The organism is Chryseobacterium hagamense (genome assembly GCF_007991455.1).
GTDB lineage: Bacteria > Bacteroidota > Bacteroidia > Flavobacteriales > Weeksellaceae > Chryseobacterium > Chryseobacterium hagamense.
This window is the reverse complement of the sequence record NZ_BJYJ01000011.1, coordinates 11,401-37,304: the sequence shown is the minus strand read 5'-3', so window position 1 is coordinate 37,304 and position 25,904 is coordinate 11,401. Positions and strand designations below refer to the sequence as shown.

The window sequence follows — 25,904 nt, the reverse complement described above, 5'->3', positions numbered from 1 at the left end:
TTTATTTGATTATTTGAATGACTATTTTTTTCGATTTTTCGATCAGTTCATCCGACCTGAAAAGCTGGCTTTCGATGATGCTGCTTTCAAACAACAGATAGATATGATCCGACAGATCCTGATCTTCCACTAATTCTGAAAAATACTTTCTCAGATCTGCTTTATGATCCTGGATGACGCTCAAAATCTTAACATTATCCATAGGAATTTCAGATAGAATATTCAGGAAACTGCAGCCTCTGAAATCTTCTTTCTGATTCATATAGATGAGAAAATCAAATGAGGAAGCAACAGTTGATTTCGCATCCCGATCTTTCGGAATAAACTGATGCAGTTCCTTAAACCAATAGTCGTGTCTTACTTTTAAAAATTCAACACACAGGTCCTCTTTAGACTTAAAATACTGGTAAAAGCTGGCCCGGGCCACATTCGCTTCGGAAATAATCTGATTAATCCCTGTTGAATTATAACCTTGCTTGGCAAAAAGTTCAAATGTCGTGGCGAGAATTCTTTCCTTTGGTGATGGCATGCTCATGTATTTAACAGAGCAAATGTACAAGAAATTTCTAAAACAGACAGGTCAGTCTGTCTATTAATGTGGTAAAAGTTTATCTATAATAATTTAAAGTGAATTTGACAATATTAAATTATACAGCCAGCATTCACTTAATTTTAGATTATTCTTAAAGTTAAATCAGCCAGGATTTTAAATGGAATTATTTAGGTAAAATGAATAAACGTTTCATACTCCTGATAGGATTTTATCTTATCCTGTATTGAACCGTCCTTTCGGGACTTTAAAATAAATCAAATCGGACCTATCCAATCATTTGATTGTTTAAATTAAAAAGGCTAGTCATTAAGATTATAAACAAATACGCTTAAGATAGAATGGTAAATAATTGAGTTTGATCATTAAGGCTTTTGACCCTATCTTTAACAGGAGAAACATCCAGTATCCCACCTTTTTCTTTCAGCTATTCATCCAAGTTTTTCTTCGGATTCATTTTAGAGCCTGTTTAAATTTACCTTTTATATTTTAACATTAAGAATTTAAGGCATTTTAGCTTAAAAAATCAATATGTCGGTTGCCCGGCAATATTCAATTAAGTCAATTGAAATCATCGTATTAAAGTGAAGAATAAACAAAGTTTATTTAATTCAGAAAATTAAGAGAAATGACGGAAAGTTTGATGAATTAAAATTTTAAACAGGCTCTTAATTTGTATTAATCTTATTTGCCTACATCTCTAAAAAAAACGGACTAAAAGCCCGTTTCTATTGTTTCAGAGATCATGCAATCCCTGACTGCTATTTTTAAATGCTTTCGATTTAATGAAAAATCATCTGAAAAACTTCCATTTGGGAATAATGGCCAGCATCCCGAATCCTGTAAAAAGAAAGAGGTTGGTCACATCCGTATACAGGAAAGTCGACAGGTAATAGCTGTGCATAAAGAAATGCATGATTAAAAGAGCGGGAAAAGAAAAGATCCCGATTTTCCTGTAGAAAAACATCAGCACCAGGCTGATCACCATCAGAGCATCGATGCCGAAGATGACAAAGAAGTACCACCTTGGAATATTCAGGTATTCATGCTGCAGATATTCGTCCAGATCGATCCCGAATCCCATCACCGTAAACAGCAGCAGTGCTGCAAATGCCAGAATAAATCCCCATCCTTTTTTCGGATCTTCGTCAAAGTAGCTGTATTCTTCCATAGGTACAAAAATAAAGAACTTATGAGAGATTTCATAAGTTCTTTGGTATAATTCGTTTAAATTTTTTAGACTGAAATCGCGTTGATCAATCTGTTTTTGTCGCTCAGATACTCTTCCATTGAAATCATACTCTCCGTTCTCATGACATCCTGGATATCATCGATCTGGTAGATAATTCTTTTGGCGTCTTCCGTATTTTTTGCTCTTACTTTGCAGAAAATATTGTATTTCCCTGAAATAACGCTGGCTTCAATTACGTTAGGAATACTTGTCAACTCCTTCAAAACTTCCTGCGTACGGTTTGATTTCGTTAATAAAATTCCGATAAAAGCTGTGAAATGGTAGTCCAGCTTTCCGTAATCGATGTTAAGAGATGATCCCAAAATAATACCTGCATCCTCCATCTTTTTCACTCTTACGTGAATTGTACCTGCAGAGACATCCATCTGCTTTGCAATTTCAGTAAAAGGCATTCTTGTGTTCTCTACTAAGAAATCAAGAATTTTCTTGTCTATTTCGTCCAGTTGATAGTTCATATTAGTTAAATTACAATTTCTTTAAAAAAACAATGTATTTTTTGCAAATTTATAAAAAATAATTTAACTAAAAAAATTATCTTAAACATTAACAATAATTAACACAGATGATAAAAATCATTAAAAAATTAGAATTATTTACCGTCTGATTTTATAGAATCTGTTTTTATTTCTTTTTGCTGACCCTGAATTTTTTTATCTTTTTTCTTCTTTTTAAAGAAAGAATTAAAGCTCTTGGTCCATACGATACCGCCGCCGTAAGCCTGATTGGCTGTACCATTTGATCCTGCTCCGTTTACAAGGCCGATATTGGAAGGTTTGGAATATCCGCGCAACACCAGGCTTCCGTCATTTTTCTTTGAAATATCATATTCAATGGTTCCTTCGCCGGACAAATAATTGGTATCCGTATTTTCAGTCTTTGTTAACGGAATTCCCAACCCTGTCTTTACCTTGATTCTTGGGGAAAGGGCAAAAGTTACTCCCGCATTGGCACGGTCTCCCACATTGGAATACTGGTCTCCTTTTACATAGTTGAGATCGATCTGAAACTCGTTACTCATGGCATTAAGTACCGATCCCAGCTGTTTTAAAAGAATATTGTATCCCTGGTTCTGTGCGACATCGCCTACATTGACATCTACCCCGCCCGTACTGGAAACGTTAAAGCTGTTCAGCAACAATACCGAGCCGAACTGCAGCACTTTTTCCCCTTCCTGGCTCATTTTGGCAGCCAAAGTCTCCTTTACCTGGCTGGAAACATCCAGCGCCGTTACGTTCAGATCGATTTTAGGATCTATCAGGGACTGGGTGATATTGGCCTGGAGCAGGATACTGATCGGCTGAAGGCTTCCCATATTCAGGTATTCCCCTGCATTGGAAACCATCCTTACATAATTGGCCGTAATATCCAATGCCGGTTTCACAGCGTCACCATCCCAGACAATGCTGCTTCCTTTCTCAATCTGGAAGGTCTTGTTCAGAATCGCCTTGGAGACAAAGGTACCGCTGTCTACCCGGTATGCTCCGTTCATTGCAATATTCCCCTGCCGGCTCATCTGGAAGTGCAGCTTCTCAGCAGATCCTTTCACCATGATGTTTCCGACATCATCCCCGATCAGTACGTTTACGGTGGTTCCTTTATCTACATCCAGCGCAAAATCGATATTCATATTGGCTCCGGATTTCTTTTTCTCATCAAGAGTAACGAGTCCGTTTTTTCCTTCTTTCAGGAACCGCAGCATCTTAAATTCTTCTACATTGGACGTTGATCCGGAATTAAACGTAAAGGTACTCCCGTTCAGTGCCTTCATGTTCGGAGTTGTAATGCTCAGTCCGGAAACCGGTCCGTCCACATACAGATCGCCCTGGCCGTATACCCTTCCCCAGAAAAGATCGTAATCCTTCTGTGTCGTATTCAGCACCAACAGGTTATCAGCCCTCATCACGAGATTGACGCCCATTGAGGAGAGGGTCTCGAACTGGATGGCCCCCGAAATATTTCCTTTGGAATTCGTTCTTCCGTCGTGAACTTCAATATTGTTGAGAATGGCCAGGCCTTTGGTCAGCGGAATCACCGTATCGTCAAAAGAATAGTCTACTCCTGTAAACAGAAGTTTCAGTCCGAAACCTTTCAGGGCAATATCCCCGCTGTAATCCAGATTGCTGAAGGTACCGGCAATTTTCAGATCTCCGGTGGCTTTTCCTCTTAAATTCCCGAAGACCGTTGTTACGAACTGCTGGGCAAAAGCGACATCGAAGTCCCTCATTTCCGCCGTAAGGTCAATCGTCGGTGAAGCATTATTATTATTGACGGTTCCGGTAACATGAAGGCTGTTGTTTCCGATGACCCCTGCTGAATTTACTTTGATATCGACGTCATAAACATTCAACGAATAACTATTGGTCGCAGAAATTGTAATATCGCCCATATCGTTCCCGTTCATCATGATGTCATCGATCGTCATATCCACCAATGGCTGAAGGGTGTTTTTATCCATCCTGATCTTCACGCTTCCGTTGGCCAGCCCTTTAATGTTCATGGTATTTCCTCCGGCCTGCATTTCCAGCAGTTTTTCGATGGAGAAATTATCCACTTCGGCATCTACGTAGAAATCTTTGGCAGATTTAAACTGGGCATCTTTTATAAACAGCGCACTATTCTCCGAATAAATCCTCAGGTTCTGGATATCAAAATCCCCTTCCTTTTTACGGTAGGTAATGGAATGGTTCAGTTCCGGGCTGGTATCGATGGCCCACGTTACATTGTTGAACTTCACTTCCGTCGGCTCGAATCTGAATACGAAATCCCCGCCTGCGTTAGTCGACTGATTAACATTGATGGCGTAGTCTTTCAGATTATCATCCATTTCGTCTTCCGGGCTTCCGTGCCTGAATTTTGCCGCGAGATGCAGAATCGTATTGTTCTCATTTCTCCCGCTCAGGGTAATATCTTTTAGTACATTTTTGTTATATAACACCCGGCTTATCTTTGCATAGATCTGTTCGTCGAGATTTGACGTATTGATCCGAACCATCACACTGTCGACCATCGCACTGTCGCGGGTTACATTGTTCCGGCCATTCATCTGATAATCGGGATTTGCAGCAGCCAGCGCCTTGTCAGCCTCGGTAATGTCCTGGGTTTTGGTCATCACATATTTCAGGGAAGCGGCATCGAGATTCAGGATCAGGTTGTTTGAGTTTCCGTCATACTGGCCTTCTACCCTGGCTCCCTGGGGGATTTTAAGGTCCGGCAGAAAATAACTCACCAACCCCTGCTGCACATCGAAATCCATGGTGAAATTCTGGCCTCTGTACACTTTTCTCGGTGCGGGACCTACCAGAATTTTATTCAGTCCGTTTTCCACCATTCCGGCCAGATCACCCAGGTTATATCTTCCTGAAATCTTTCCGTTGACGGCACCCGGCGCGTCTACATCGATCAGACGGCCGCCGTTTTCGATAAAGGTCTTTATTTTCGCGCTTGGAATCAAATATTTCTGGGTAGCGGTTGCAAAACTAATGCTGTTGGCTTCTACATCCAGGGTAAGGTCATTAATGGAAGACATGGCCATTTTACCGTTTACTTTTCCGCTGACGATCTGTTTTCCAGGTTTGCCGGTAAAATAATTCATGTTCAGATAACCGACATCCGCATTTACATTCATTGAGACGCGGGAAGTACTGAAATCGATCAGTCCTTTGACGGTGGCTTTCGCCTGCTCATCGTTGACGGTAATCAGTCCGTTGTATTTTTTATGATCGAGCAATCCGTCCAGATAAAGATTGTTGATTTCTTTATTCATGATCTCAATGCTGGAAATCTGGGATTTTGTCGTCAGCCTCATTGTATTGACATCAAAACTCTGCCCGTTGATATTGAATTTTCCTGAAATCAGCCCGACGGTTTTATTTTTGGTAATTACCGATGTGTTTAAATCTTTCACGTCGGCAATTCCTGCATATTTCGGTAAAGGGGAACTGTAATCCGTTAAAGAGAAATTCGTAATCCTGGCGTGCCCGATTCCCGTCATCAGATTTCCGTTTGAAACATAAACACGGTTTGGGTTGACACTTGCCGTTCCATTGTATTTCAGTTTTCCGAAATCATCAGCAAAGTTTTTCATTTTCGCTGAGATAAATGTCGGCATCATCGCTTTCAGATCTTTATAGGTAAAATCTGCAGAAAGGTCGTTGGTTTCAATTAAAAAATTACCTTTCAAAAGCCTGTTGACCTTCATGGTTCTCGTGGCAATATTCACATCGGGATTCCGGATCAGGAAATTATCCAGCTTAAAATTGTTCAGCGGTCCCGTCATTTTCCCGGAAATGTTGAAGGGCTTGAAATTATCCCAATTTGTTACAAAATAGCTGATGTCGTATCCGCTCAGCTGGCTGCCCAGCTTCAGGTTCATATCCCATTTTACTTTATCCGCAAAATCGGACCACGAACCGTCATCATGAAGATTGAATTTGATATCGCCCTGCAAAAGGGAATGATCGGTATTTAAGGTAAGGCCCTTCAGAAAAAGGTACTCCGGCGTCATGGAAAGCTCCGTAGAAAAAGTATCTACAAAATGCGGTTTTCCCCACCGTGTCGTCGTGAAGGTCATGTTATTGATCTGTCCTGTAATATTCCTTCCATTGACTTTTACATTCGGAGCGATCAGATTGAAATTGGTAGCCGTCAGCCACTTTCCTTTCTCTCCGGGAGAATTTAGATTAACAATAGAAACCCTGGAATCCAGGATCTGTAGCCTCGAATCCAACTGGAAAGGCGGCTTATTGGGATCTTTTTTCTTCCCGCTGTCGAATAACTGAGTGAACCGGATAAAGTTGGAGATGCTGTCGCCTTTATAGGTAATGACTTTTACATCGGCATTTTTCAGGGTCAGGGAATTAAAGAGGATGGAATTGTTTTTGGTGATGTTCGAAGCCAGGGAAAACCAGTTGGAATTGGCAATAAATTCTTTAGATTGGATAAAATCGTAGCCTTTGTAATCCTTGATCTTCAGGCCTTTGATTTTTACATTTCCGAAGAAATTTACCTCCACACTTTCGGTAGACATCTGTGCCTTGAAATCCCGGTTTACAACCTGTAATGCCTGGTCGGCCGCCCATTGTTTGGTAGCCGGAAGATTAATCGCAATGAAAATGGCCGCTACCAGCCCAAGTCCCAGCCAGAAGAGAATCAGGAGAAGCCTCGCCCACCATGAATAACTGGTAACATCTTTTACAGCCTGCTTTCCGAATTCCTCAGCCGTTTTCACAGGATGTTTTATGGCATCCGAAGCCAGCTCCGACGCTTCCTTCACCGTTTCTTTTACTGCGCCTCCTGCATTTTCAACGGCCTTCTGTACCTGATCCCCTAAGTTTCCAGCTACCGATTTTTTGTTCTCATTCTCGTTATTATTCTCTAACTTTGCCATTATTATGAGCGACTCTATAATTTTAGGTATTGAATCGTCCTGTGACGACACCTCAGCAGCTATCATCAAGGGAAATTCTATTCTGTCGAATATCGCGGCCAATCAGGCAATTCACAAGGAATACGGTGGTGTTGTCCCCGAACTGGCCTCGCGTGCACATCAGCAAAATATCATTCCCGTTGTTGAAAAATCTTTATCTAAAGCAAATATACAACAAAATGCAATCTCTGCGATAGGATTTACACGCGGACCCGGACTTTTGGGCTCTCTTCTTGTCGGAACTTCTTTCGCTAAGTCTTTGGCAATGAGTCTGGATGTTCCGCTAATTGAAGTAAACCACCTCCAGGCGCATATTTTAGCGCATTTCATCGAGGATGCAAATCCTGTGCCGCCAAAATTCCCTTTCCTGTGTCTTACGGTAAGCGGAGGGCATACCATGATCGTCCTGGTAAAAGATTATTTCGATATGGAAATTATCGGAAAAACCATCGACGATGCTGCAGGAGAAGCTTTTGATAAAATCGGGAAAATTTTCGATCTGGATTATCCGGCCGGCCCTATTATCGACCGGCTTGCCAGGGAAGGGAACCCGGATACCTTTCAGTTCAGCAAACCGAGAATGGAGCAATACGATTACTCCTTCAGCGGCATCAAGACTTCCGTGCTCTATTTCATCCAGAAAGAAGTGCGGAAAGATCCGGATTTTGTGAAGAACAACATCCATGACCTGTGTGCTTCCGTCCAGAAAACCATTATTGAAATCCTGATGAATAAGCTGGAAAAAGCAGCTAAGGATCTGGAAATTACAGAGGTTGCCATTGCCGGCGGTGTTTCTGCCAATTCCGCTCTGAGAAAAGCCATGCAGGATAACCATGAAAAGCTGGGCTGGAATATTTATATCCCTAAATTTGAGTATACAACCGACAACGCTGCCATGATCGCCATGGTAGCCCAGCTGAAATTTGAAAGGGGCGAATTTACCGATCTGAGAACCACGGCAACTGCAAAATACGATTTATGAAAATACTATTAGAAGAAAAAGTCCTGGGTACCCATTCCAAGAAAAACTCAAAATATTATTGGGTACTGGAAACGGTTACCGGAAAAAATGAAGTGACTGAGAAATCCGATAATGAAGATTACCTAATGATAAGTTCGGAAACCGGCTATGTTCAGAATATAAAAGAAGAAATCGTAGAAAAAATCAATTCGGAAAATGTCTTCAGTTTCACCTACGAACCTAAAGAAGGCGATTATTTATCCATCAAAAATAATCTAAGAAAAAATGAATACTTAAATCTGATCTTTATGAACAATAAGTGGGTGGAAGAAATCTACGCCTGTTCGTACCGGGATTGTGAAGGAGATATTTATACCACGATAAAAACAGGGGTTGCCTTTCTGAGCGAGAATGAGATCAGCTTTTAAAAACCAAGACTTTTATGAAACTTTTTTACGGCGAAATCAAAGGAAATCAGGTATTGATCAACGATGAAGAACAGCAGCACATCGTAAGGGTGCTCCGGATGAAGGACGGTGAAGAAATTCACGTTACCGACGGAAAGGGTAACCTGGCTTCCGGAACTTTAATCATCGAAGGCAAAAAAGCCAACATGGCCGTGACGGGAATCAAAAAGCAGCTTCCGGCTTTCAGCCCAAAACTCCATATCGCCATTGCTCCTACCAAAAATATCGACCGGATTGAGTTTTTCATCGAAAAAGCCGTTGAAATGGGCATTTCCGAAATCACCCTGTTGCAGACCGAAAAAACGGAGCGTAAAAATGTGAACATCGATAAACTCAGAAAGCAGGCAGTCTCTGCGTCCAAGCAAAGCCTGCGGTTTCATTTTCCGGTCATTAACGACCTCGTGAAAATTCAGGATTTCCTGAAAGATACGGACCATGGAACCACTTTCGTTGCCCACTGCCATGAAAACCTGGAAAGGATGGATCTGAACCAGATTCCGGCATCGGAAAACATCACTTTCCTGATCGGTCCGGAAGGGGATTTCTCGGAAAAGGAAATTTTATTCTTATCCGACAAAAACATCAGGGCAGTCTCTCTGGGCCATCAAAGGCTAAGAACGGAAACCGCAGGAATTTTTGTAGCGGCCTGGAATTATTCGGTAATGATCGATTAGTTTCCCAAACCAACGGGAATCTTATCGGGTATTTTTCAATACAGGCTTTACTTTTTCAGAAGATTACTATAGAAAAGAGCATCACTGAAGGAAAAATTTTCATCAATTAAAAAACAAGACTGTTATCCTGCAGATATTTATTGAAAATCTGCTGCCCGCTCCTGATGGAATTTACGGCCCAGCGGATTTTCATTTTCAGGAGTTTTTCTTCCTCCAACTTATATTCGATATCTGACCGGATCAGCTTCTGCTTCAGTTCATACATACAGATGGATGCGGCCACGGATACGTTGAAGCTTCTGGTAAAGCCGTACATGGGGATCGCGAGGGTTTCATCGGCAAAGTCCAGGATTTCCTTCGAAACGCCTTCCATTTCGGTCCCGAATACCAAAGCTACAGGCTCCGTGATTTCATAATCCGGAAGCATCGTTGCATTATTCTCCAGCGATACGGCCAGGATCTTATAACCACGGTTTCTGATTTCCTGGAAAGATTCCATATTCCGGGGAAGTTTTTCCACCTCTACCCAGGTGTCGGCGCCTTTGGTCACGCGCAGGTTCGGTTCGAAGCTGTATTCTTCCTGTAAGGCCACCACTTTATGGAAACCGCAGGCTTCGACGGAACGTACAATGGCCGCCGCATTCCGGAACTGGTAAATATCTTCCACCACGGGCAGCACAAAGTCTGAGCTTTCCTGAGAAAAATGTTCAATTTTGGACAGCCTTTCTTCCGTTAAAAACTGTTTTAAATATTCAAAGGTCTGTACTAAATCTTTCATCCGTTTTCAAATCTTTGCAAATTAACGTAATTTTGAGGAATCCTTCCGAAGAAGGATGAAAATTCTAATAAAGTTCCTGTATGAAACGAAAAGTCCTGTTGATATATACCGGTGGAACCATCGGTATGGAGAAAGATTATGAAACCGGCAGCCTCCGCGCCTTTGATTTCGGAAATATTTTTGAGAAAATGCCCGAAATGAAGCTGATGGAATGCGAAGTTTTTGTACATCCTTTTGAAAAGCCGCTGGACTCTTCCGATATGGGCCCGGAAGAATGGAAGGTAATTGCCCACTACATCCGTAAAAACTATGATGAATTCGACGGGTTCCTGATTCTTCACGGAACGGATACCATGTCATACACGGCTTCAGCCCTGAGTTTCATGCTTAAAGGACTGACCAAACCGGTGATTTTAACCGGATCCCAACTGCCGATCGGTGACCTGCGGACCGATGCCAAGGAAAACCTGCTCACCAGCCTGTACTATGCCAGCCTGTATGAAAACGACAAAGCCGTGATCCGGGAAGTGGCGATTTATTTTGAATACAAATTGCTGAGAGGAAACCGTACGCTCAAATATTCAGCAGAGTATTTTGACGCCTACGCCAGTCCGAACTACCCTATTCTCGGTCAATCAGGCGTTCATTTAAATATTATTAAAGAGAATCTTTACCGGCCGGATCCTGAGATTGAGTTTCATGTGGACGACCATATTTCGGAGGATATTATTTTCTGGAGGATTTTCCCCGGAATGAACCTGAACCATTTTAAGGAAATTCCGGAAATGAAAGTGCTTATTCTTCAGGTTTTCGGCTCGGGAACCATTTTCAGCAGCGAGAAAACAATGGAAACCCTGCAGCAGATCCGTAACAACGGGACTGAGATCGTAGTGGTAAGCCAGTGTATTTCAGGAGGCATCTCCTTCGGCAAGTATGAAAACAGCAATATTTTTTCACGGATCGGTGCCATCAGCGGAAAAGACATGACCGCCGAAAGTGCCATTACCAAAGCGATGCACCTTATCGGTAATCCCAACTATCCCGGAAGCTTTGCAGAGAACTTCTCCCGCAACCTTTGCGGAGAAATTTCATAATAATTTCAGTTTCTGTTTGCATATTAAAATAATTATCGTATTTTTGCAATCTCAAACATAGAGAGGTGTCCGAGTGGTTGAAGGAGCTACCCTGGAAAGGTAGTATACGGGTAACTGTATCGAGGGTTCGAATCCCTTCCTCTCTGCAAATCAAAGTCTTAGGTTTTTAATCTAAGGCTTTTTTGTTTTGAATTATATTTATGGATTTCCGTAAAAATAGAAGTATGAAGATTTATATATTTGCTAAAACTCTTTCATGAAAAAAATTATTTTCTTTATACTAGTATTATCAAATTTAATTTTTGCTCAAGAAACGAAGAATATCAAAGCTATAGATAGCATAATAACTTTAAAAAAGATAAAATTTGATAGCTTAAATTTAAAATCATCTGAAGTAGAAACTCAGTTAATAAAAATTGATTATTGCAAAATATTTTTTAATAAGATAATCTTAAATGACAACTATAAAAATAAAAAGCGATTATCTGAAATAATTCATGAATTTCAACTTTATCTACCTGATCAATACTCTTATATAAAACTTTACAATAATAAGAATGATATATTAACTTTAAGAAATGCTATACTATTCTCAGAAAAATATTCACTTTTAAAAATGTACCGTAAGTTTATAAATGGATGGTATGAAAATGAAATTACTAAAGAAGAAAATAAAATTAATAATATAGAAAATAGGATTTCATATCTTTTATTTAAAGGAAATATAAATATAGAAGACTACAATAAATTATCAAAAGAAGATCAAAATAAGCTTCTAATTGAATTAGAAGAAAAATATTAACCAGTAAAAATCCCGGTTCAAAAAGAAACGGGATAAGGTTTGAAAAGAGTACCAACTAATTTTCAAACTATTGAGCTATATGATGAATGTGAATGTCGGGTGGAAAATCAGTTGCACATCGTCAGGAACTGATGGCTCATCTGAACCCTGAATCTGGCTTCCGACTTCAGTCTGAAGTACAGCATGCTTTCAAAAGCACGGACCTCTTTGAGTTTATGGTCGATAAATTCTGCAATCTGAACGATGGAGAACAGGAAGTCCCTGTATACGGCAATATTTACCGTCTGTCCATGTACCGGAAGGTAGGCTTTCAGAAAAGGAAGAGTCGACTGATGCCTGTTGTAATCCACGCAGTAGCCGGCGCCTTCACGGGAAGTGATGATGTCGCGTTGGTTGATGAAATCCAGGATATTTCCGGATTCTTTCAGATTGTTTTTAGCCAGGTACCGATTAATTTTATCCAGGATGTGCTGGGCATATTCCATCATGGTAACGGTTTTCCATTCAAACTGATGACTGATCGTTTTCGTATTTTTAGCAGATTTGCCTTTTCCGCAGGTTACCGTACAGAATGAAATCCCGATTTTGTCATAATACGGAAAAAAGCAGTCTTTGATCTGCATCGAAGCATCGGCCTGCAGCCTGTCGTTATTGAAATTATAGTACAAGTAAGGGCTGTATAGAGCCGAAAGAGATTTCAGATAATCGGTTTCACTGGCGTTGCGATATTCTTCAAACCACTTTTCCAGATTGTCGTAATAGGATTTTTCAAATTCATTAAAGCTTAAATATAAGGGCAGTTCCATAACTCTGTTTTTTGATGAAACAAAGCTATACCGCTAATGCGTCAAAACTTGACGTATTATTTTTTATTTTGAATTTATTTTTAAGATTCCCTGTAAAAGCCTGAAATACTGAGGCTACTCAGCACATCTGATGACATTGTAACTTAAAATAGTAAGAGCTTAAAAAAGACAGAACTTCTCCGGAGTTCCGATGTTAGAAAATCAGCTGCATAAAACAAGAAAGCTGAATGAATTAAGACTTCACACAGCGTTTTTCTCAGAAACTGGAAAATCACTTTTTGATATTTAAGCCGGTTGACTGTACGATTGACAAAGAAAAACTTCCGGCATACAGACGCCCTTTTCCAGCCTATTCCTGATCATAATTCCGCATGATGTACTCAAAATAATGAATCATTTTCATGTAGTTCTCAATGCTCAGGTATTCATTGGTGCTGTGGATGGATTGTTTTTCCGCATCGTTGATCTTAATCGGCATAAACCGGTAAATATTTTTACTGACGATCTGGTATTTGTACGCATCCGTCCCTCCGACGGTAAGATATGGTGTGGCTATGGCGGTGGGATGAATCTCTTTAATCGCAGCTTCAATCAGTCTGAAGGCTTTGGTACCGGTAGGTGACACGGCAGAGGCTTCTTTTACACTGTCGATTTCTTTAACTTCCACATCAAAACCTTTGGTCGCCTCAGCAATCTGCGCTTTTACATCCCTGACGGTATTGCCCGGCAGCAGCCTGAAATTAACGACGAATTCCACTTCCGGAGACAGCACGTTGGGCGCGTCGCTTCCTTTCATCATCGTTAAGGCCGTTGTCGTACGAACCAAGGCATTGGTAGAATTGGTTTTGGTCAGCTGCGATAAAAGCACCGGCTTAAGCAGCCACTGGTTGGCAATTCCCATGCGGCTGACAAAAGACATGGAGCCACCGATATTGGTAAAAAACTGATTGATCAGCGGCGTGATTATCGGTTTCATCTGGTCGCGCTCCAGCCGCTGCATGATCACGGCCGCTTTCCCGATCGCGCTTTCCATCGGAGGCATGGAAGCATGCCCGCCCAGTCCTTTTACTTTGATCTTCACCGACAGAAATCCTTTTTCGGCACAACCGATAACTGCTACCTCGGAATTGATTCCTGCGACACTGCCTTTTTCCAGGATTAATCCGCCTTCATCGTAGACGGCATCAAATACCAGGCCTTTACTTTTAAAATAAGCGGCAATTTTTGCGGCTCCTTCCTGTCCGCCAACTTCCTCATCAAATCCGAAAGCCAGGTAAATATCCCGCTTCGGCACATGCTTGCTTTTAATTAAATTATCCAGTGATTCCATCAGCGAAAACAGCATGCCTTTCATATCGATGGCTCCCCTGCCATAAATCCTTCCGTTGGCCACTGCTCCGGAAAACGGCCCGTAATCCCAGTCTTCGGCTACTTTAGAAACCGGAGGCAAAGGTTTGTCATCCGGCCTGAACATATTTTTGCTCTGATCTTTCACTTCCGCATCTCCGGGAGGAACCACATCGGTGTGGGAAAGAAAAAGAATGGGAGAAAGCGACGGATCACTGCCTTTCAATCTAAAGACCAGTCCGTATGTATTGATTTCTTCAAATTCTGTGTTTCCGTAAACTGAAGGATAGGAGGCTTCAAGGTATTCTTTGATGGTATCAAAGGCAGAATAATCAAAATCCCCCAGCTTCCCGGCAGAAACCGACGGAATTTTCAGTCCGCCCGAAAGCCTTTGAATCGCCATGTCATCTTTAACCATCTTCCAGCCCTCCCCGTTCTTTGAATTTACTTTTTTAAAAGGATAAGTAAGCGTTTTGATCAGAACAACAATAATTAAAATGACGATGATGCCGGCAAGGATGAACAGGAGTTTTCTCATGGAAATTGATTTAACCAAAGATAAGAAAGACAAAGGATTATTTTGATTTAAAAATAATCAGACTGCTAATACTGTATATTCGAATTAAAATCCAGCCTAAATTCATCTATTCCCGTCATTCTCAAGCTCCTCCCTTCTTTTTTTTACAAAATCCGTGGGGCGGATGCCGTTGATCTCATAAAAAAGATCGGAGAAATTCTGCCGGGAGGCAATGCCGCATTCCCTGGCAAGGGTTTCGATGTTGTATTTTAAATATTTTTTATCCTCAAAAAGAAGGTTGGTAATATAGTTGATCCGGAGCTCGCTCAGGTATTTGTTGAAGTTTACCTTTTTATATTCATTAACGACTTGGGAAAGATAGTTGGAATTGGTACCGAGCTGAGCTGCCAGCTTACCGATCGTAAGTCCCTTCTGAGTAAACTCTTTTTTATCTTCAAAAGCTTTCAGCTTCTGCAGCAACTCTTCCACCTTGTCTTCATTAAGACTGAATCTTTTTTCTTCCACCATCGGAAGGGCAACCGCTTCAGCAGTTCCCTTTTCTGAATTCTGGCTGGCGGTGAATTTCTCTTCCACCAACACGTACTTCTGCTGGATTTCCTTTGCTTTTTTATGCCTTCTGGTCAAGAGAGCAACCAACCCTATCGCCCAGACAATCAGCACAATAATAATGATGGTCCCGAGATAATTTATTTTCTGGAGTTTATCTTTTTCATCCATTAAATTATTGGTATCGTAGTCTTTATGCATTTTGGGAGAGAGATAAATAAAATCCTTCGACATAATGCTGTCCGCTTTCAGAAGCTGATTGGTATAATACAGCTGCTGGGCCTGGTTTTTCTCTTTCCTGGAATAATCAATCAGGATTTCATAGTTTTCCCTTAATTCAGGAAGCATAAACTGGTGCTTCCGGAAAATAGAATCGATCTTTTTAAAGTACACTACCGATTCCTTCGTTTTTTTCAGGCCGGAATAGCTTTTGCCGATGTAGAAATATCCTACTGAAAGCCTTGCGAAATCCCGGCTGCTTTTGATGGCGGGGAGTGCTTCGTTTAAATTTTTCAAAGCCGGCTGAAAACGGCTGTGCCTGTATTCGGAAATCCCTCTGGAAAGCAGGAAATATCCTTTTTCAAGATCGTATTCAGGATTATTGCCGATTTCAGAGAAGCCGGTCTGTATGGCTTCATCGGCTTCTTTATATTTCCCAAGGTGCCTGTAGCAGATAATCGTCTGATACAGGCTGTTGAGATATCCTTTTTTATTGTTGTAAATTTCGTTCGGATGAAGTTTGGTGACCGATCTGGCTTTTTCACGGTAGTAAACAAGACATTTCATAAACAGTTCGGAAGCATCCTCATAATATCCGAGGTAACTCTTTATGACCCCGATGTGATAGAGGTTCTGGTACTTCAGATATTCATTTTTGGTATTTTTAGAATACTTGTAGGCTTCGAGGTATTCATTCAGGGCTAGCTGGTACTTTTTGTAGTGGTAATAATATACCACCCCTTTGTCGATATGGGAGATGATCCGGAGATCTTCGCTTCTGGACTGATTGGCTGCCCAGATCATACTGTCGGCGTATTTCAGCTTGTCTTCACTTAAAAAAGCAAAAAATACCCCGTCCTTATATCCCTGAACCAGTTTCTCATAATTCTTCTCCTTTTTTGCCTTATCAATATACGGCTGCAGAAAAGGAAAAGCTTTCTGGTCGTTCTCAGGAAAATCCTCATACTTCTCACGCATTTTATAGAAATCGCTATAGCCATCCTGGGACAGAAGGGCTGTAAAAATTCCGGTAAAAATGAGAAATAATAGTTTTTGGACCACCTTAGTAAATTATCTTCTCTACAATCTGGCGTCAAAAGTACATAAAATACCTTAGTTTTTATCAATAGGGAATGAATTAATGGCAATTATCGAACTATTTCTATTTTACAAAATAATAAATTCAGGATCAACTCATTAAATATCCCTAATTCACGAATTAAGACGTCATAATTTACAAATCGAGACAACAAGTATTTTTTTTTATCAGGTCAAGATGATAATTTTGAATTCAGAAAACTAACCGAAAACAAAACTAAACGGAAACCATCTTTAAGATTTCATGAATAGAGCCGCCAAAAAAACACGGTAAGATAAATTTCAGGGTAAAAACTAATACTAAAAAAACATGATGATTCTCTATTCATAAATCTAACCACCTTCCTTAATCGGAATAATTACTTTTAGGGAAGGCTGGTTTTTAAAATTTAATTTTTTTTAAAACTAATAACCTTTTTCAGAAATTAATAACCATTTATACAATTTAATGTAGTTGCCTGTACACCATACAGGTAATGAGGGAAGAGAAGATTCTTTAAAAGGAAGCTTTTCATTAACGTTTTCAGTTTTAATCGAAAAGAGACTGTTCCTTGCGGGCAGCCTCTTTTCTTTTTAAAACATTAAGGATTTACAATCACTTCCAGCCTCCGCCTAAGCTTTTGTAAATATCAACAACTGTACTCAGCTGTTTTTGTTTTGCTTCCACCAGTTCCATTTTGGCATCCAGTGCATCCCTCTGGTTCAGCAGAACCTCAAGATAATCCGCTCTGGAATTCCGGAACAGTTGGTTCGCAATATCTATTGACTGTTCAAGCGATTTTGTTTCCTGGGATTTCAGCTCATAATAATGGTCGAGGTTTTTAATCTTCGACATCAGGTTCGCTACATCCAGATAGGCATTTAAAATCGTTTTATCATACTCGTACAAAGCCTGGATCTGTTTGGCATCCGCGGCCTGGAAATTAGCTTTAATCGCACTTTTGTTGATCAGCGGACCAGCCAGCTCTCCTGCCAGGCTGGCAGCCATGGATTCAGGCAGCTTTACCAGATAAGAAGGCTTAAATGCCTCCAATCCAAGCGTAGCGGAGATCTCCAGGGTTGGATAGAATTCTTTTCTAGCCGCTTCCACATCCAGTTTTGAGGATTTCAGCTCCAGCTCGGCCTGTTTGATATCCGGGCGGTTCGCCAGCAACTGGGATGGGATCCCGGTATAAACCGTCTGCGGGATCGTCGTCATAAAATTCTCCTTCGTCCTGATAATCGGTTGTGGGTAACGCCCGCAAAGCGCATTGATTTCATTTTCCTTTTCCGTAATTTCCTGTCGGAGGGTATATTCCGTTGCTTTGGATTTAGCCAGTTCCGCTTCAAATTTCTTCACGGCAAGCTCCGTTGCGGCGGCGGCTTCTTTCTGGATCTTTGAAATCTCCAGGGCTTTCTGCTGAAGCTTGATGTATTGCTGTATGATATCCAGCTGGTTATCCAGTGCCAGCAATTCATAGTAATTGTCTGCCACTTCTTCAATCAGGTTAGACAATACGAAATTTTTGCCTTCCACGGTTGAAAGATAATGGGCAACAGCCGATTCTTTCTCCGTTCTCAGTTTTTTCCAGATATCGATTTCCCAGTTTGCAGTCAGTCCGCCTCCAAAGTTCATGATCGGATCGGGCACCGCTTTTCCGGGTTCAATATCCGTGCTGGCATCCCCGGCTCCTTCGCTGGTGTAACGTCCCACTTTTGTTATTCCGGCACCGCCTCCGGCACCAACCGTTGGGGTTAGCCGTCCTTTTTTAGCAAGAACATTGCTTTTGGCAATTTCGATTTCCTGCAGGGTAATCATCAGCTCCTGGTTGTTTTTCAGTGAGGTTTCGATTAAGGCTACCAGATTGGGATCCGTAAAAAACTGCCTCCACGGAGTGGTTCCGGTATTGTTGTTGGCATCCGCCTGGTCATCCTGATTAAAGTTCTGAGGCACGTTTTCCTTTACCTCATCTTTTATGACGGTCGCCATCGGCGCCTTACAGCTTGCTAAAACAAGCGATAAGGCAATGGCTGCTATATATTTATTATAAATCTTCATATTTATCATCGTGTTGATACGGTTCTGTTTGTTCTGTTAAAGGGTTTTCTTCTTCATACCGGGCCAGTTTCGACTTATCGGCTATGGTTCCGAAGATGTAATACAATCCCGGAATAATCATCAGTCCGAAGATCGTTCCGATCAGCATCCCGCCTGCAGCGGCAGTACCGATGGTACGGTTACCGACTGCTCCCGGTCCTGTTGCCAATACCAATGGAATAAGACCTGCGATGAATGCGAATGAGGTCATCAGGATCGGACGGAAACGGATGGCCGCCCCTTCGATGGCTGCCCTGGCAACCGGAATTCCTTCCTCGGCTTTCTTCTGGACGGCAAATTCTACAATCAGCACGGCATTCTTACCAAGCAGACCAATCAGCATGACCATGGCTACCTGAGCGTAGATGTTGTTTTCCAGCCCTAATAATTTAAGACACAGGAAGGCTCCGAAAATCCCTGTAGGCAGCGATAAAATTACCGGCAGCGGCAGAATAAAGCTTTCATACTGTGCGGCAAGGATCAGATAAACGAATCCCAAACACACCAGGAAGATATAGATCGCTTCATTACCACGGCTTACTTCATCTTTGGAGATCCCGGCCCAGTCGATCCCGAAACCTCTCGGAAGCGTTTTGTCCGCAACTTCCTGAATGGCTGCAATGGCCTGTCCGGAGCTGTATCCCGGTGCCGGCGTTCCGCTTACTTCGGCTGAATTATACATATTATGCCTTGTAATCTCTGACAGACCGTATACTTTTTCCAGATGCATGAAGTCTGAATAAGGCACCATTTCATCTTTATTATTTTTCACATAGAGTTTCAAAAGGTCACTTGGCAAGGCCCGGTACTGCGGACCTGCCTGGACAATTACCTTATAAGGCCTGTCGAACCGGATGAAACTTGTTTCGTAATTGGAACCGATCAGGGTGGATAAATTGTCCATTGCATTTTCGATGGTCACCCCTTTCTGCTCTGCCAGATCGTTATCGATCTTCAGCATATACTGAGGGAAACTTGCCGAGTAGAAAGTAAATGCGGATCCCAGTTCAGGACGTTTTTTCAGTTCCTTTACAAAATCGTTGCTTACTTTCTCCATTTTCTGGTAATCCCCGCTACCGGCCTTATCGAGCAGACGGAGTTCGAAACCTCCTGCCGCACCGTATCCCGGGATGGAAGGCGGCTGGAAGAACTCGATATTGGCGCCCGGAATATTCTTGGCTTTTTCTTCCAGCTTTTCAATAATTTCAGCAGCCGATTCTTTACGGTCTTCCCAGCTTTTAAGGTTGATCAGACAGGTTCCTGAGTTCGAGCCCGTTCCCTCCGTTAAAATTTCATATCCTGCCAGTGAGGATACCGACTGTACACCGTCGATACCTTCAGATTCTCTCAAGAGTTCCTTGGCAATCTGGTTGGTTCTTTCCAATGTAGATCCCGGCGGAGTCTGGATGATGGCATAGATCATCCCCTGGTCTTCGGACGGAATAAACCCGGAAGGCAATGAATTGCTTAAAAAGAAGGTACATGCGCAAAATGCAAGCAACAACGGAAGCGTAATGCTTTTTTTCTTTACCGTTTTGTTCAGCATTTTTTCGTATCTCCCGGCTCCCTTAGTAAATAAATTATTGAATTTATCCAGGAAGATGGTAATCGGCGTTCTTTTTTTCGCTTTCCCGTGGTTGTTCTTTAAAATCAGAGCACATAATGCCGGCGTCAACGTTAAAGCCACTACTCCTGAAAGGATGATTGCAGAAGCCATGGTAATCGAGAACTGACGGTAGAAAACCCCGACAGGACCGGACATGAATGCAATCGGAATAAATACCGATGCCATTACCAGCGTGATGGCGATAATTGCTCCGCTGATTTCATGCATGGCTTCTTCCGTTGCCTTCAACGGAGACAGATGTTTTTCCTCCATTTTGGCGTGGACGGCTTCAATAACCACAATCGCGTCATCAACCACTACCCCAATCGCCATTACCAGGGCAAAGAGCGAGATCATATTCAGGGTAATGCCAAAAGCGGACATAACGGCAAAGGTACCGATCAGTGAAACCGGAACGGCAATCGCCGGAATCAGTGTGGAACGCCAGTCTCCCAGGAAAAGGAACACTACGATAGCAACCAGGATAAAGGCTTCAAACAGGGTATGAACTACCTTTTCGATGGACGCATCAAGGAACTTGGAAACGTCGTAGCTGATGTCATAATGCATTCCTTTCGGGAAGGTGGTCTTCTGCAGTTCGGCCATCAGCGATTTTACGTTTTTGATAACGTCGCTCGCATTGGAACCGTAGGACTGCTTCACCGTGATCGCTGCCGAAGGCTTACCGTTCAGGGTAGAATAGATATCATACATGGACGAACCGAATTCGATATCGGCCACATCTTTCAACCGGATGAACTCTCCGTCAGGATTTGCTTTCAGGATGATATTTCCGTAGTCTTTTTCGTTATTGAAACGTCCCGGATATTTCAGGATATATTCGAAAGACTGGGATCTTTTTCCGGAGCTTTCCCCCGTTTTACCCGGAGAAGCTTCCAGACTCTGCTGGTTGAGGGCTTCCATCACTTCGTCGGCAGAAATGCTGTAAGCTGTCAGACGGTCCGGTTTCAGCCAGATCCTCATGGCATACTCTCTGGTTCCCAGGATGTCGGCAAAACCTACCCCGCTTACCCTTTTCAGTTCGGACATCACGTTGATATCGGCATAGTTGAAAAGGAATTTCTGGTCGGCTTTAGGATCATCACTGTACAGGTTGATGTACATCAGCATGTTGGGTTCCTCACGGGTAATCTTTACCCCTTCACGCACGACCAGTGGCGGAAGTTTGTTTACTACGGAAGACACCCGGTTCTGAACGTTTACGGCTGCTACGTTAGGGTCGGTTCCCAGATCGAAAACCACCTGAATGGAGGCTTCCCCGTCGTTTCCGGCATCGGAAGTCATGTATTTCATCCCGGGTACGCCGTTCAGACCTCTTTCAAGCGGAATAACCACGGACTTGATCAACAATTCGTTGTTGGCTCCCGGATATTCTGCAGTAATGTTTACTTTAGGCGGAGAGATGGACGGAAACTGGGTAACCGGCAGTTTGGTGAGGGATAAAACCCCCATAAATACGATAATCAGAGAGATTACGATAGACAGAACAGGTCTGCGAATGAATTTTTTAAACATAATTACTTACTTCATTAATGAGTCCTACTCTGCTTTTAATTTCAACGACTGAAGAACTTTTTTAGGATCCTGAACCTTTATCTTAACTTTCTGATCGTCTTTCACTTTCTGAACGCCTTCCAGCAATATTTTATCTCCTGTAGAAAGTCCTGAAGCCACTACATAAACATCCGGCAGCTCATAAGCGATTTTGATGTTTCTGGATTTTACGGTTCCGTTTTTATCTACTACAAAGACGTATTTCTGATCCTGGATTTCATAGGTTGCTTTTTGCGGAATAAGCATGGCATTTTTCAGCGGCAGGGTCATTCTTACCTTTCCGGTTTCCCCGTTTCTCAGCAGCTTATCCGGATTCGGGAATTTTGCTCTGAAGGCAATATTTCCGGTTTCACTGTCGAACTGTCCTTCGATGGTCTGTACCTGCCCTTTCTGTGGGAATACATCTCCGTTTGCCATGACAAGGGCTACCTGATCGCTTCCCCTGGAGGCTACATTTCTCTGATAGTTCAGGTATTCGGGTTCTGATACGTTGAAGTAAGTATAAATATCGTTGTTATCGGAGAGGGAGGTGAGTAAATCTCCTTCATCCACCAAACTTCCCAGTTTCAGGGGAAGCCTGTCTATTATTCCTGAAAACGGCGCTTTGATATCCGTAAACGAAAGGTGAATCTGGGCCAGTTTGGCTTCTGCATTGGCAGCATCCAGTTTGGCTTTTGCCATAGACCGTTCATTTTTGGACACGATGTTGTTACTGGCCAGCGTACTGGCGTTTTTCAGTTCTATTGTAGCCTGGGCAACTTCTGCCTGTGCTTTCAGGAGTTCTGCCTGGTAAAGTTTAGGCATAATCCGGAATAAAGTCTGCCCCTGACGGACAAACTGGCCTTCGTCTACAAAGATCTTTTCGAGGAAGCCTTTTTCCTGGGCGCGGACCTCGATGTTCTTTACAGATCGGATCTGAGCCACAAATTCTTTGTCGATCACCGTATCCATCACGAGCGGTGTGGTTACGGGATATACGGTGGCTTCTTCTTTTTCTTCTGTTTTCTTGTTACAACCGGTGAACAAAAAAATACTGCTTAGCGCAATGCCTGCGACAACTCTTTTAATCATAATGTTAGAGTTTATGTAAATCGTTAATGTTTTAATAGGAAGATGGTAATTGGAATTCAGCTGCTGTGAGGATTACCGGCAACACAACGCAGAGATATTTCCCACTGAACGGATCAGCAGAAAAAACGGTACAAAACGGAATGTTTAAATTCTTATGGAACGGATCAGGATGAACCTTTTAACGGTAGAGAATCCTGATAAAAAGCCATGCAGAGCAGGCTTTGATTTCTTGAAACTCTGAAGTCCGAAAATATAGACCAGGGTAAAAATGCCGGCAAACACAATAACGGCCTGAAAGCTGTCTGAAAACTGAAAGTTGTCTTCTGTAATTTCCAGAGAATAAGCATTGGCTGTATTGTCCGGCGACTGCTGAATGGTCAGTTTTTCGTAAGTCTGGTTCAGACGGTTTGCTTTTTTCGGTAAATTCTGAGAAGGATGATTCGTATCGCTGCTTTTCAAAGTCCGTACATTGATCTTGCTTTCCACTACGAAAAGAAGAAAAAGAGCAGTTAAAAAATATACGATGTAGTTTCTCATGATTTTCTGGGACAAAGGTAGTTTTTAGTTTTATTAGATTTCTACACAATCCCGTTACATCACGTTTACATTAACAATCTTTAACATTACTTTAAAATACCTGAATTTTATTAATAAATTGTAAATTAACCGATGTAATTACTTTAAAATAAACATTATAGACATAAAAAAAATTTAAAGAACACAGGTAATCATCAGGGTAATAAAACCATAATCAGCTCCCGGAACCTAATTTATTGTTAACATTTATTAAAATCCATATTTAAATGCATTAAATTTAAATTTAAACCTAATTATTAATAAAAAATCAAACAAAAGCATCAATATATAAGTTAATATTAAAAAAAATCATCTTTATGCCGGAATAATATGAGGGTGTGCCTTAAACATTAAGCATGCGAAAAGAAGTTCTGCTGAGTGTGATTCCGTACAATTAAAAAATCTGCACGTAATTTAATTCGACTTTTTCTCGTATTTCTTTCTTGCATCAGCTTCTTTAGCATGGTTTTTGTAAATGCAATTCCGCTTTTCGATTCATCAAAAATGAGATCATAATATTTAAAATATAAGAATTTTTAATTAATTTATAAAAAATTAACAAATTATGATTAATAAATTTGTAATTTTATACGATCACATCACCAAACTATTCACGAATCAATGAAATTGCTTATTATTATGAAAAAGTTAGTAAAAACCATTATGATTGCATCGATACCGCTCACTGCGGTGGCAGCCTGCAGGCATCAGTCAAAGGAGGAAGAAATTATTCCTGAAAATACAGCTGACGTCAAAAAAAGTACCGACCCTATTACAAAAGAGGTTTACACTGATGATTTCGGGGATCAGCTTGAAGTAGCGGTTAATGATGCCCACAATACGGTTACTGTAAGGCTGGATGGAAAAACATACGAACTTAAAAAGAATGACAAACTCCCGGAATTTACGGCTAATGATGCCTTTTATCAGTTTTCTGATGTACGTGGAGAAGTTACTTTTCTGAAAAAAGATTATAATATAGTCCTTTTTCACCATAAGAAAAACAAGGCTTCTTCCGCCGGTACCAAGATGGCTTCTTATTAATTCCTTTAATCCTTACTACAAAATCTTAATATGAAAAATACCATCACCTTTCTCTGCTCACTGTCGGTTGTAATGACCATAGGTTCCTGTGCCAGTAAGCAGGGAACTACGGCTTCGTCCGGAAAACCGGGTGACATTACCGGAAAAACCTGGAAACTTACTGAAATTAACGGCCAACCGATAACGCTTGTAAATCCGGCAGCTAATCCTCATTTCATGCTCAATAAGGCTGATATGAGGTATACAGGGCATGGAGGATGCAACGGCGTAGGCGGAACTTTTGAAATAAAACCGGAATCGATGCGCATCAAATTCAACCAGGGCATGTCGACCATGATTGCCTGCGACGATCTTGCCACGGAACGTGCTTTTACCCAGGCGCTTCTTACCGCCGATAATTATTCGGTAAACGGGGATACGCTGATGCTTAACAAAGCCCGGATGGCTCCTTTGGCAAAATTTGTTGTTCAGCGATAGTTCAGAAACACATCATCATATATAAGAACACTTCTGTCCTGCGGAAGTGTTCGCCCTTTTATGAAGATTTCTTTTTATATATGATACAGCATATTAACAGGGTAATATTAACGAGTACAGCAAAGGCATTGGAAAGAATAATGGGAAGTTCGTCTTTGAGGAATCCATACCAAACCCACAAAGAAAGCCCGGAGATAAGCACCATCAGCATTCCCCATGACAGATCCTCTGCATTTTTATTTTTAATGACTTTCAACAGCTGCGGAAGCATGGCTACTGAAGTTAAAGCCCCTGCTATGATCCCTAAAAGATTTTCATCCATAATCCATTATTCTTGATTATTAAGATACGAATAATTTTCAGATTATTTTATGCTTAAGGTCAATTATATCATATTTATTTGATGTAGACCCGCAACAGAAGCCAGGTAATAAGCTGGGAGCGGGAAGTTTTCTTAGCTAAAACTACGATCAGCGGCACTGATTATCAGATAAAATCATTTGTTGGTTAAGCAACTGGAAAATTTATTTCAATCCTCATTCCGGAACCTGACTTTTGCTTTCTGTTTTAACGTAAACCAGAAGAAGAAATGGAGTGAACAGGCGGGAAGAGGGAAGCTGGACGCCGGAAGTCTCTCTGTCAAAAACAGATGTAAAGGTCTTAATAATCAGACTAAACATTTTGTCATTGTATCAGGTGAAATTTTTGTTTAATACTGAATAAACAGCCTTAAAATAAGGTCTGATTTATCTTGTTTTAAATTCCTGAAAGGACGGCTTACTACAGAATTGGATAAGATCCTGTCAGAAATGGGAACCTTTGTTCATTCTGACCAGGAAGAACTGTACTTAAAAACCGTGACCGAATTCGTCTTGACTTTGTTTTCCTTAGTTGCTTAAATTACTGAACGTACGTTAACCA

Annotated in this window: 20 protein-coding genes and 1 tRNA gene; 8 read left to right on the top strand and 13 right to left on the bottom strand. The window is 41.4% G+C overall.

The window, feature by feature from the left end:
* Window position 1: 1 nt before the first annotated feature.
* The 4 genes from CHA01nite_RS11660 to CHA01nite_RS11645 form a co-directional block, all read right to left on the bottom strand.
* Entirely contained in the window at window positions 2–529 is a 528-nt protein-coding gene (locus tag CHA01nite_RS11660) for a TetR/AcrR family transcriptional regulator (protein ID WP_146941614.1), read from the bottom strand.
* An 814-nt stretch (window positions 530–1,343) separates the two neighbouring features.
* Window positions 1,344–1,721 carry a hypothetical protein gene (locus CHA01nite_RS11655; protein ID WP_146941613.1) on the bottom strand — a complete coding sequence of 126 codons (378 nt, stop codon included), beginning with the start codon at window positions 1,719–1,721 and terminating at the stop codon, window positions 1,344–1,346.
* 65 nt (window positions 1,722–1,786) lie between these two features.
* Window positions 1,787–2,257 (bottom strand): Lrp/AsnC family transcriptional regulator, encoded by a 471-nt coding sequence (locus CHA01nite_RS11650; protein ID WP_146941612.1) that lies wholly within the window; start codon window positions 2,255–2,257, stop codon window positions 1,787–1,789.
* Between the two features lie 134 nt (window positions 2,258–2,391).
* Window positions 2,392–7,188: a translocation/assembly module TamB domain-containing protein gene (locus CHA01nite_RS11645; RefSeq protein WP_146941611.1), complete on the bottom strand. Its 4,797-nt coding sequence runs from the start codon at window positions 7,186–7,188 to the stop codon at window positions 2,392–2,394.
* A gap of 4 nt (window positions 7,189–7,192) precedes the next feature.
* Between CHA01nite_RS11645 and tsaD the strand changes: the two genes are divergently transcribed.
* Genes tsaD through CHA01nite_RS11630 form a run of 3 tightly spaced genes read left to right on the top strand, consistent with a single transcriptional unit; the run spans window position 7,193 to window position 9,329 of the window.
* Entirely contained in the window at window positions 7,193–8,209 is a 1,017-nt protein-coding gene (gene tsaD / locus CHA01nite_RS11640; protein WP_146941610.1) for a tRNA (adenosine(37)-N6)-threonylcarbamoyltransferase complex transferase subunit TsaD, read from the top strand.
* Window positions 8,206–8,616, top strand: a complete 411-nt coding sequence (locus CHA01nite_RS11635) for a hypothetical protein (protein ID WP_146941609.1) — start codon at window positions 8,206–8,208, stop codon at window positions 8,614–8,616. Before tsaD ends, CHA01nite_RS11635 begins: the two co-directional genes overlap by 4 nt.
* A gap of 14 nt (window positions 8,617–8,630) precedes the next feature.
* Window positions 8,631–9,329, top strand: coding sequence for an RsmE family RNA methyltransferase (locus tag CHA01nite_RS11630; RefSeq protein WP_146941608.1), 699 nt, complete (start codon window positions 8,631–8,633; stop codon window positions 9,327–9,329).
* A 106-nt stretch (window positions 9,330–9,435) separates the two neighbouring features.
* Here the strand turns inward: CHA01nite_RS11630 and CHA01nite_RS11625 are convergent, their stop codons facing one another.
* Window positions 9,436–10,107 carry a TrmH family RNA methyltransferase gene (locus CHA01nite_RS11625; RefSeq protein ID WP_146941607.1) on the bottom strand — a complete coding sequence of 224 codons (672 nt, stop codon included), beginning with the start codon at window positions 10,105–10,107 and terminating at the stop codon, window positions 9,436–9,438.
* Between the two features lie 80 nt (window positions 10,108–10,187).
* Between CHA01nite_RS11625 and CHA01nite_RS11620 the strand changes: the two genes are divergently transcribed.
* From CHA01nite_RS11620 to CHA01nite_RS11610, 3 genes are all read left to right on the top strand, one after another.
* A complete protein-coding gene (locus CHA01nite_RS11620; RefSeq protein WP_146941606.1) occupies window positions 10,188–11,201 on the top strand; it encodes an asparaginase in 1,014 nt (337 codons plus the stop codon).
* A 59-nt stretch (window positions 11,202–11,260) separates the two neighbouring features.
* Window positions 11,261–11,347: transfer RNA gene (locus CHA01nite_RS11615), tRNA-Ser, on the top strand.
* A gap of 110 nt (window positions 11,348–11,457) precedes the next feature.
* On the top strand, window positions 11,458–12,003 hold the full coding sequence (locus CHA01nite_RS11610) for a hypothetical protein (RefSeq protein WP_146941605.1): 546 nt from the start codon (window positions 11,458–11,460) through the stop codon (window positions 12,001–12,003).
* Window positions 12,004–12,110: 107 nt separating this feature from the next.
* Here the strand turns inward: CHA01nite_RS11610 and CHA01nite_RS11605 are convergent, their stop codons facing one another.
* From CHA01nite_RS11605 to CHA01nite_RS11575, 7 genes are all read right to left on the bottom strand, one after another.
* Window positions 12,111–12,809 carry a hypothetical protein gene (locus CHA01nite_RS11605; RefSeq protein WP_146941604.1) on the bottom strand — a complete coding sequence of 233 codons (699 nt, stop codon included), beginning with the start codon at window positions 12,807–12,809 and terminating at the stop codon, window positions 12,111–12,113.
* 349 nt (window positions 12,810–13,158) lie between these two features.
* The gene (locus CHA01nite_RS11600) at window positions 13,159–14,694 is read right to left on the bottom strand and encodes a M20/M25/M40 family metallo-hydrolase (protein WP_146941603.1); all 1,536 of its coding nucleotides are present in this window, start codon (window positions 14,692–14,694) and stop codon (window positions 13,159–13,161) included.
* 102 nt (window positions 14,695–14,796) lie between these two features.
* Window positions 14,797–16,521, bottom strand: a complete 1,725-nt coding sequence (locus tag CHA01nite_RS11595) for a helix-turn-helix domain-containing protein (protein ID WP_146941602.1) — start codon at window positions 16,519–16,521, stop codon at window positions 14,797–14,799.
* Between the two features lie 631 nt (window positions 16,522–17,152).
* Window positions 17,153–18,595: a TolC family protein gene (locus tag CHA01nite_RS11590; protein WP_170234725.1), complete on the bottom strand. Its 1,443-nt coding sequence runs from the start codon at window positions 18,593–18,595 to the stop codon at window positions 17,153–17,155.
* Window positions 18,582–21,776: an efflux RND transporter permease subunit gene (locus tag CHA01nite_RS11585; RefSeq protein WP_146941600.1), complete on the bottom strand. Its 3,195-nt coding sequence runs from the start codon at window positions 21,774–21,776 to the stop codon at window positions 18,582–18,584. Before CHA01nite_RS11585 ends, CHA01nite_RS11590 begins: the two co-directional genes overlap by 14 nt.
* Window positions 21,777–21,800: 24 nt before the next feature.
* The gene (locus CHA01nite_RS11580; protein WP_146941684.1) at window positions 21,801–22,883 is read right to left on the bottom strand and encodes an efflux RND transporter periplasmic adaptor subunit; all 1,083 of its coding nucleotides are present in this window, start codon (window positions 22,881–22,883) and stop codon (window positions 21,801–21,803) included.
* A 147-nt stretch (window positions 22,884–23,030) separates the two neighbouring features.
* A complete protein-coding gene (locus CHA01nite_RS11575; RefSeq protein WP_146941599.1) occupies window positions 23,031–23,423 on the bottom strand; it encodes a hypothetical protein in 393 nt (130 codons plus the stop codon).
* A 678-nt stretch (window positions 23,424–24,101) separates the two neighbouring features.
* Between CHA01nite_RS11575 and CHA01nite_RS11570 the strand changes: the two genes are divergently transcribed.
* Both CHA01nite_RS11570 and CHA01nite_RS11565 read left to right on the top strand, forming a co-directional pair.
* Entirely contained in the window at window positions 24,102–24,506 is a 405-nt protein-coding gene (locus tag CHA01nite_RS11570) for a hypothetical protein (RefSeq protein WP_146941598.1), read from the top strand.
* Between the two features lie 30 nt (window positions 24,507–24,536).
* Window positions 24,537–24,983: an META domain-containing protein gene (locus tag CHA01nite_RS11565; RefSeq protein ID WP_146941597.1), complete on the top strand. Its 447-nt coding sequence runs from the start codon at window positions 24,537–24,539 to the stop codon at window positions 24,981–24,983.
* A gap of 58 nt (window positions 24,984–25,041) precedes the next feature.
* Here CHA01nite_RS11565 and CHA01nite_RS11560 read toward each other — a convergent pair whose 3' ends face one another.
* Window positions 25,042–25,305: a SemiSWEET transporter gene (locus CHA01nite_RS11560; protein WP_146941596.1), complete on the bottom strand. Its 264-nt coding sequence runs from the start codon at window positions 25,303–25,305 to the stop codon at window positions 25,042–25,044.
* Window positions 25,306–25,904 lie beyond the last annotated feature (599 nt).

Bases quoted from the DNA above. Each gene is read 5' to 3' on its own strand.
- CHA01nite_RS11660 (WP_146941614.1), bottom strand. From the start codon at position 529: ATGCCATCACCAAAGGAAAGAATTCTCGCCACGACATTTGAACTTTTT.
- CHA01nite_RS11585 (WP_146941600.1), bottom strand. From the start codon at position 21,776: ATGTTTAAAAAATTCATTCGCAGACCTGTTCTGTCTATCGTAATCTCT.
- CHA01nite_RS11565 (WP_146941597.1), top strand. From the start codon at position 24,537: ATGAAAAATACCATCACCTTTCTCTGCTCACTGTCGGTTGTAATGACC.
- CHA01nite_RS11620 (WP_146941606.1), top strand. From the start codon at position 10,188: ATGAAACGAAAAGTCCTGTTGATATATACCGGTGGAACCATCGGTATG.
- CHA01nite_RS11630 (WP_146941608.1), top strand. From the start codon at position 8,631: ATGAAACTTTTTTACGGCGAAATCAAAGGAAATCAGGTATTGATCAAC.
- CHA01nite_RS11560 (WP_146941596.1), bottom strand. From the start codon at position 25,305: ATGGATGAAAATCTTTTAGGGATCATAGCAGGGGCTTTAACTTCAGTA.
- CHA01nite_RS11645 (WP_146941611.1), bottom strand. From the start codon at position 7,188: ATGGCAAAGTTAGAGAATAATAACGAGAATGAGAACAAAAAATCGGTA.
- CHA01nite_RS11590 (WP_170234725.1), bottom strand. From the start codon at position 18,595: ATGAAGATTTATAATAAATATATAGCAGCCATTGCCTTATCGCTTGTT.
- CHA01nite_RS11605 (WP_146941604.1), bottom strand. From the start codon at position 12,809: ATGGAACTGCCCTTATATTTAAGCTTTAATGAATTTGAAAAATCCTAT.
- CHA01nite_RS11635 (WP_146941609.1), top strand. From the start codon at position 8,206: ATGAAAATACTATTAGAAGAAAAAGTCCTGGGTACCCATTCCAAGAAA.
- CHA01nite_RS11600 (WP_146941603.1), bottom strand. From the start codon at position 14,694: ATGAGAAAACTCCTGTTCATCCTTGCCGGCATCATCGTCATTTTAATT.
- CHA01nite_RS11650 (WP_146941612.1), bottom strand. From the start codon at position 2,257: ATGAACTATCAACTGGACGAAATAGACAAGAAAATTCTTGATTTCTTA.
- tsaD (WP_146941610.1), top strand. From the start codon at position 7,193: ATGAGCGACTCTATAATTTTAGGTATTGAATCGTCCTGTGACGACACC.
- CHA01nite_RS11610 (WP_146941605.1), top strand. From the start codon at position 11,458: ATGAAAAAAATTATTTTCTTTATACTAGTATTATCAAATTTAATTTTT.
- CHA01nite_RS11655 (WP_146941613.1), bottom strand. From the start codon at position 1,721: ATGGAAGAATACAGCTACTTTGACGAAGATCCGAAAAAAGGATGGGGA.
- CHA01nite_RS11625 (WP_146941607.1), bottom strand. From the start codon at position 10,107: ATGAAAGATTTAGTACAGACCTTTGAATATTTAAAACAGTTTTTAACG.
- CHA01nite_RS11570 (WP_146941598.1), top strand. From the start codon at position 24,102: ATGAAAAAGTTAGTAAAAACCATTATGATTGCATCGATACCGCTCACT.
- CHA01nite_RS11575 (WP_146941599.1), bottom strand. From the start codon at position 23,423: ATGAGAAACTACATCGTATATTTTTTAACTGCTCTTTTTCTTCTTTTC.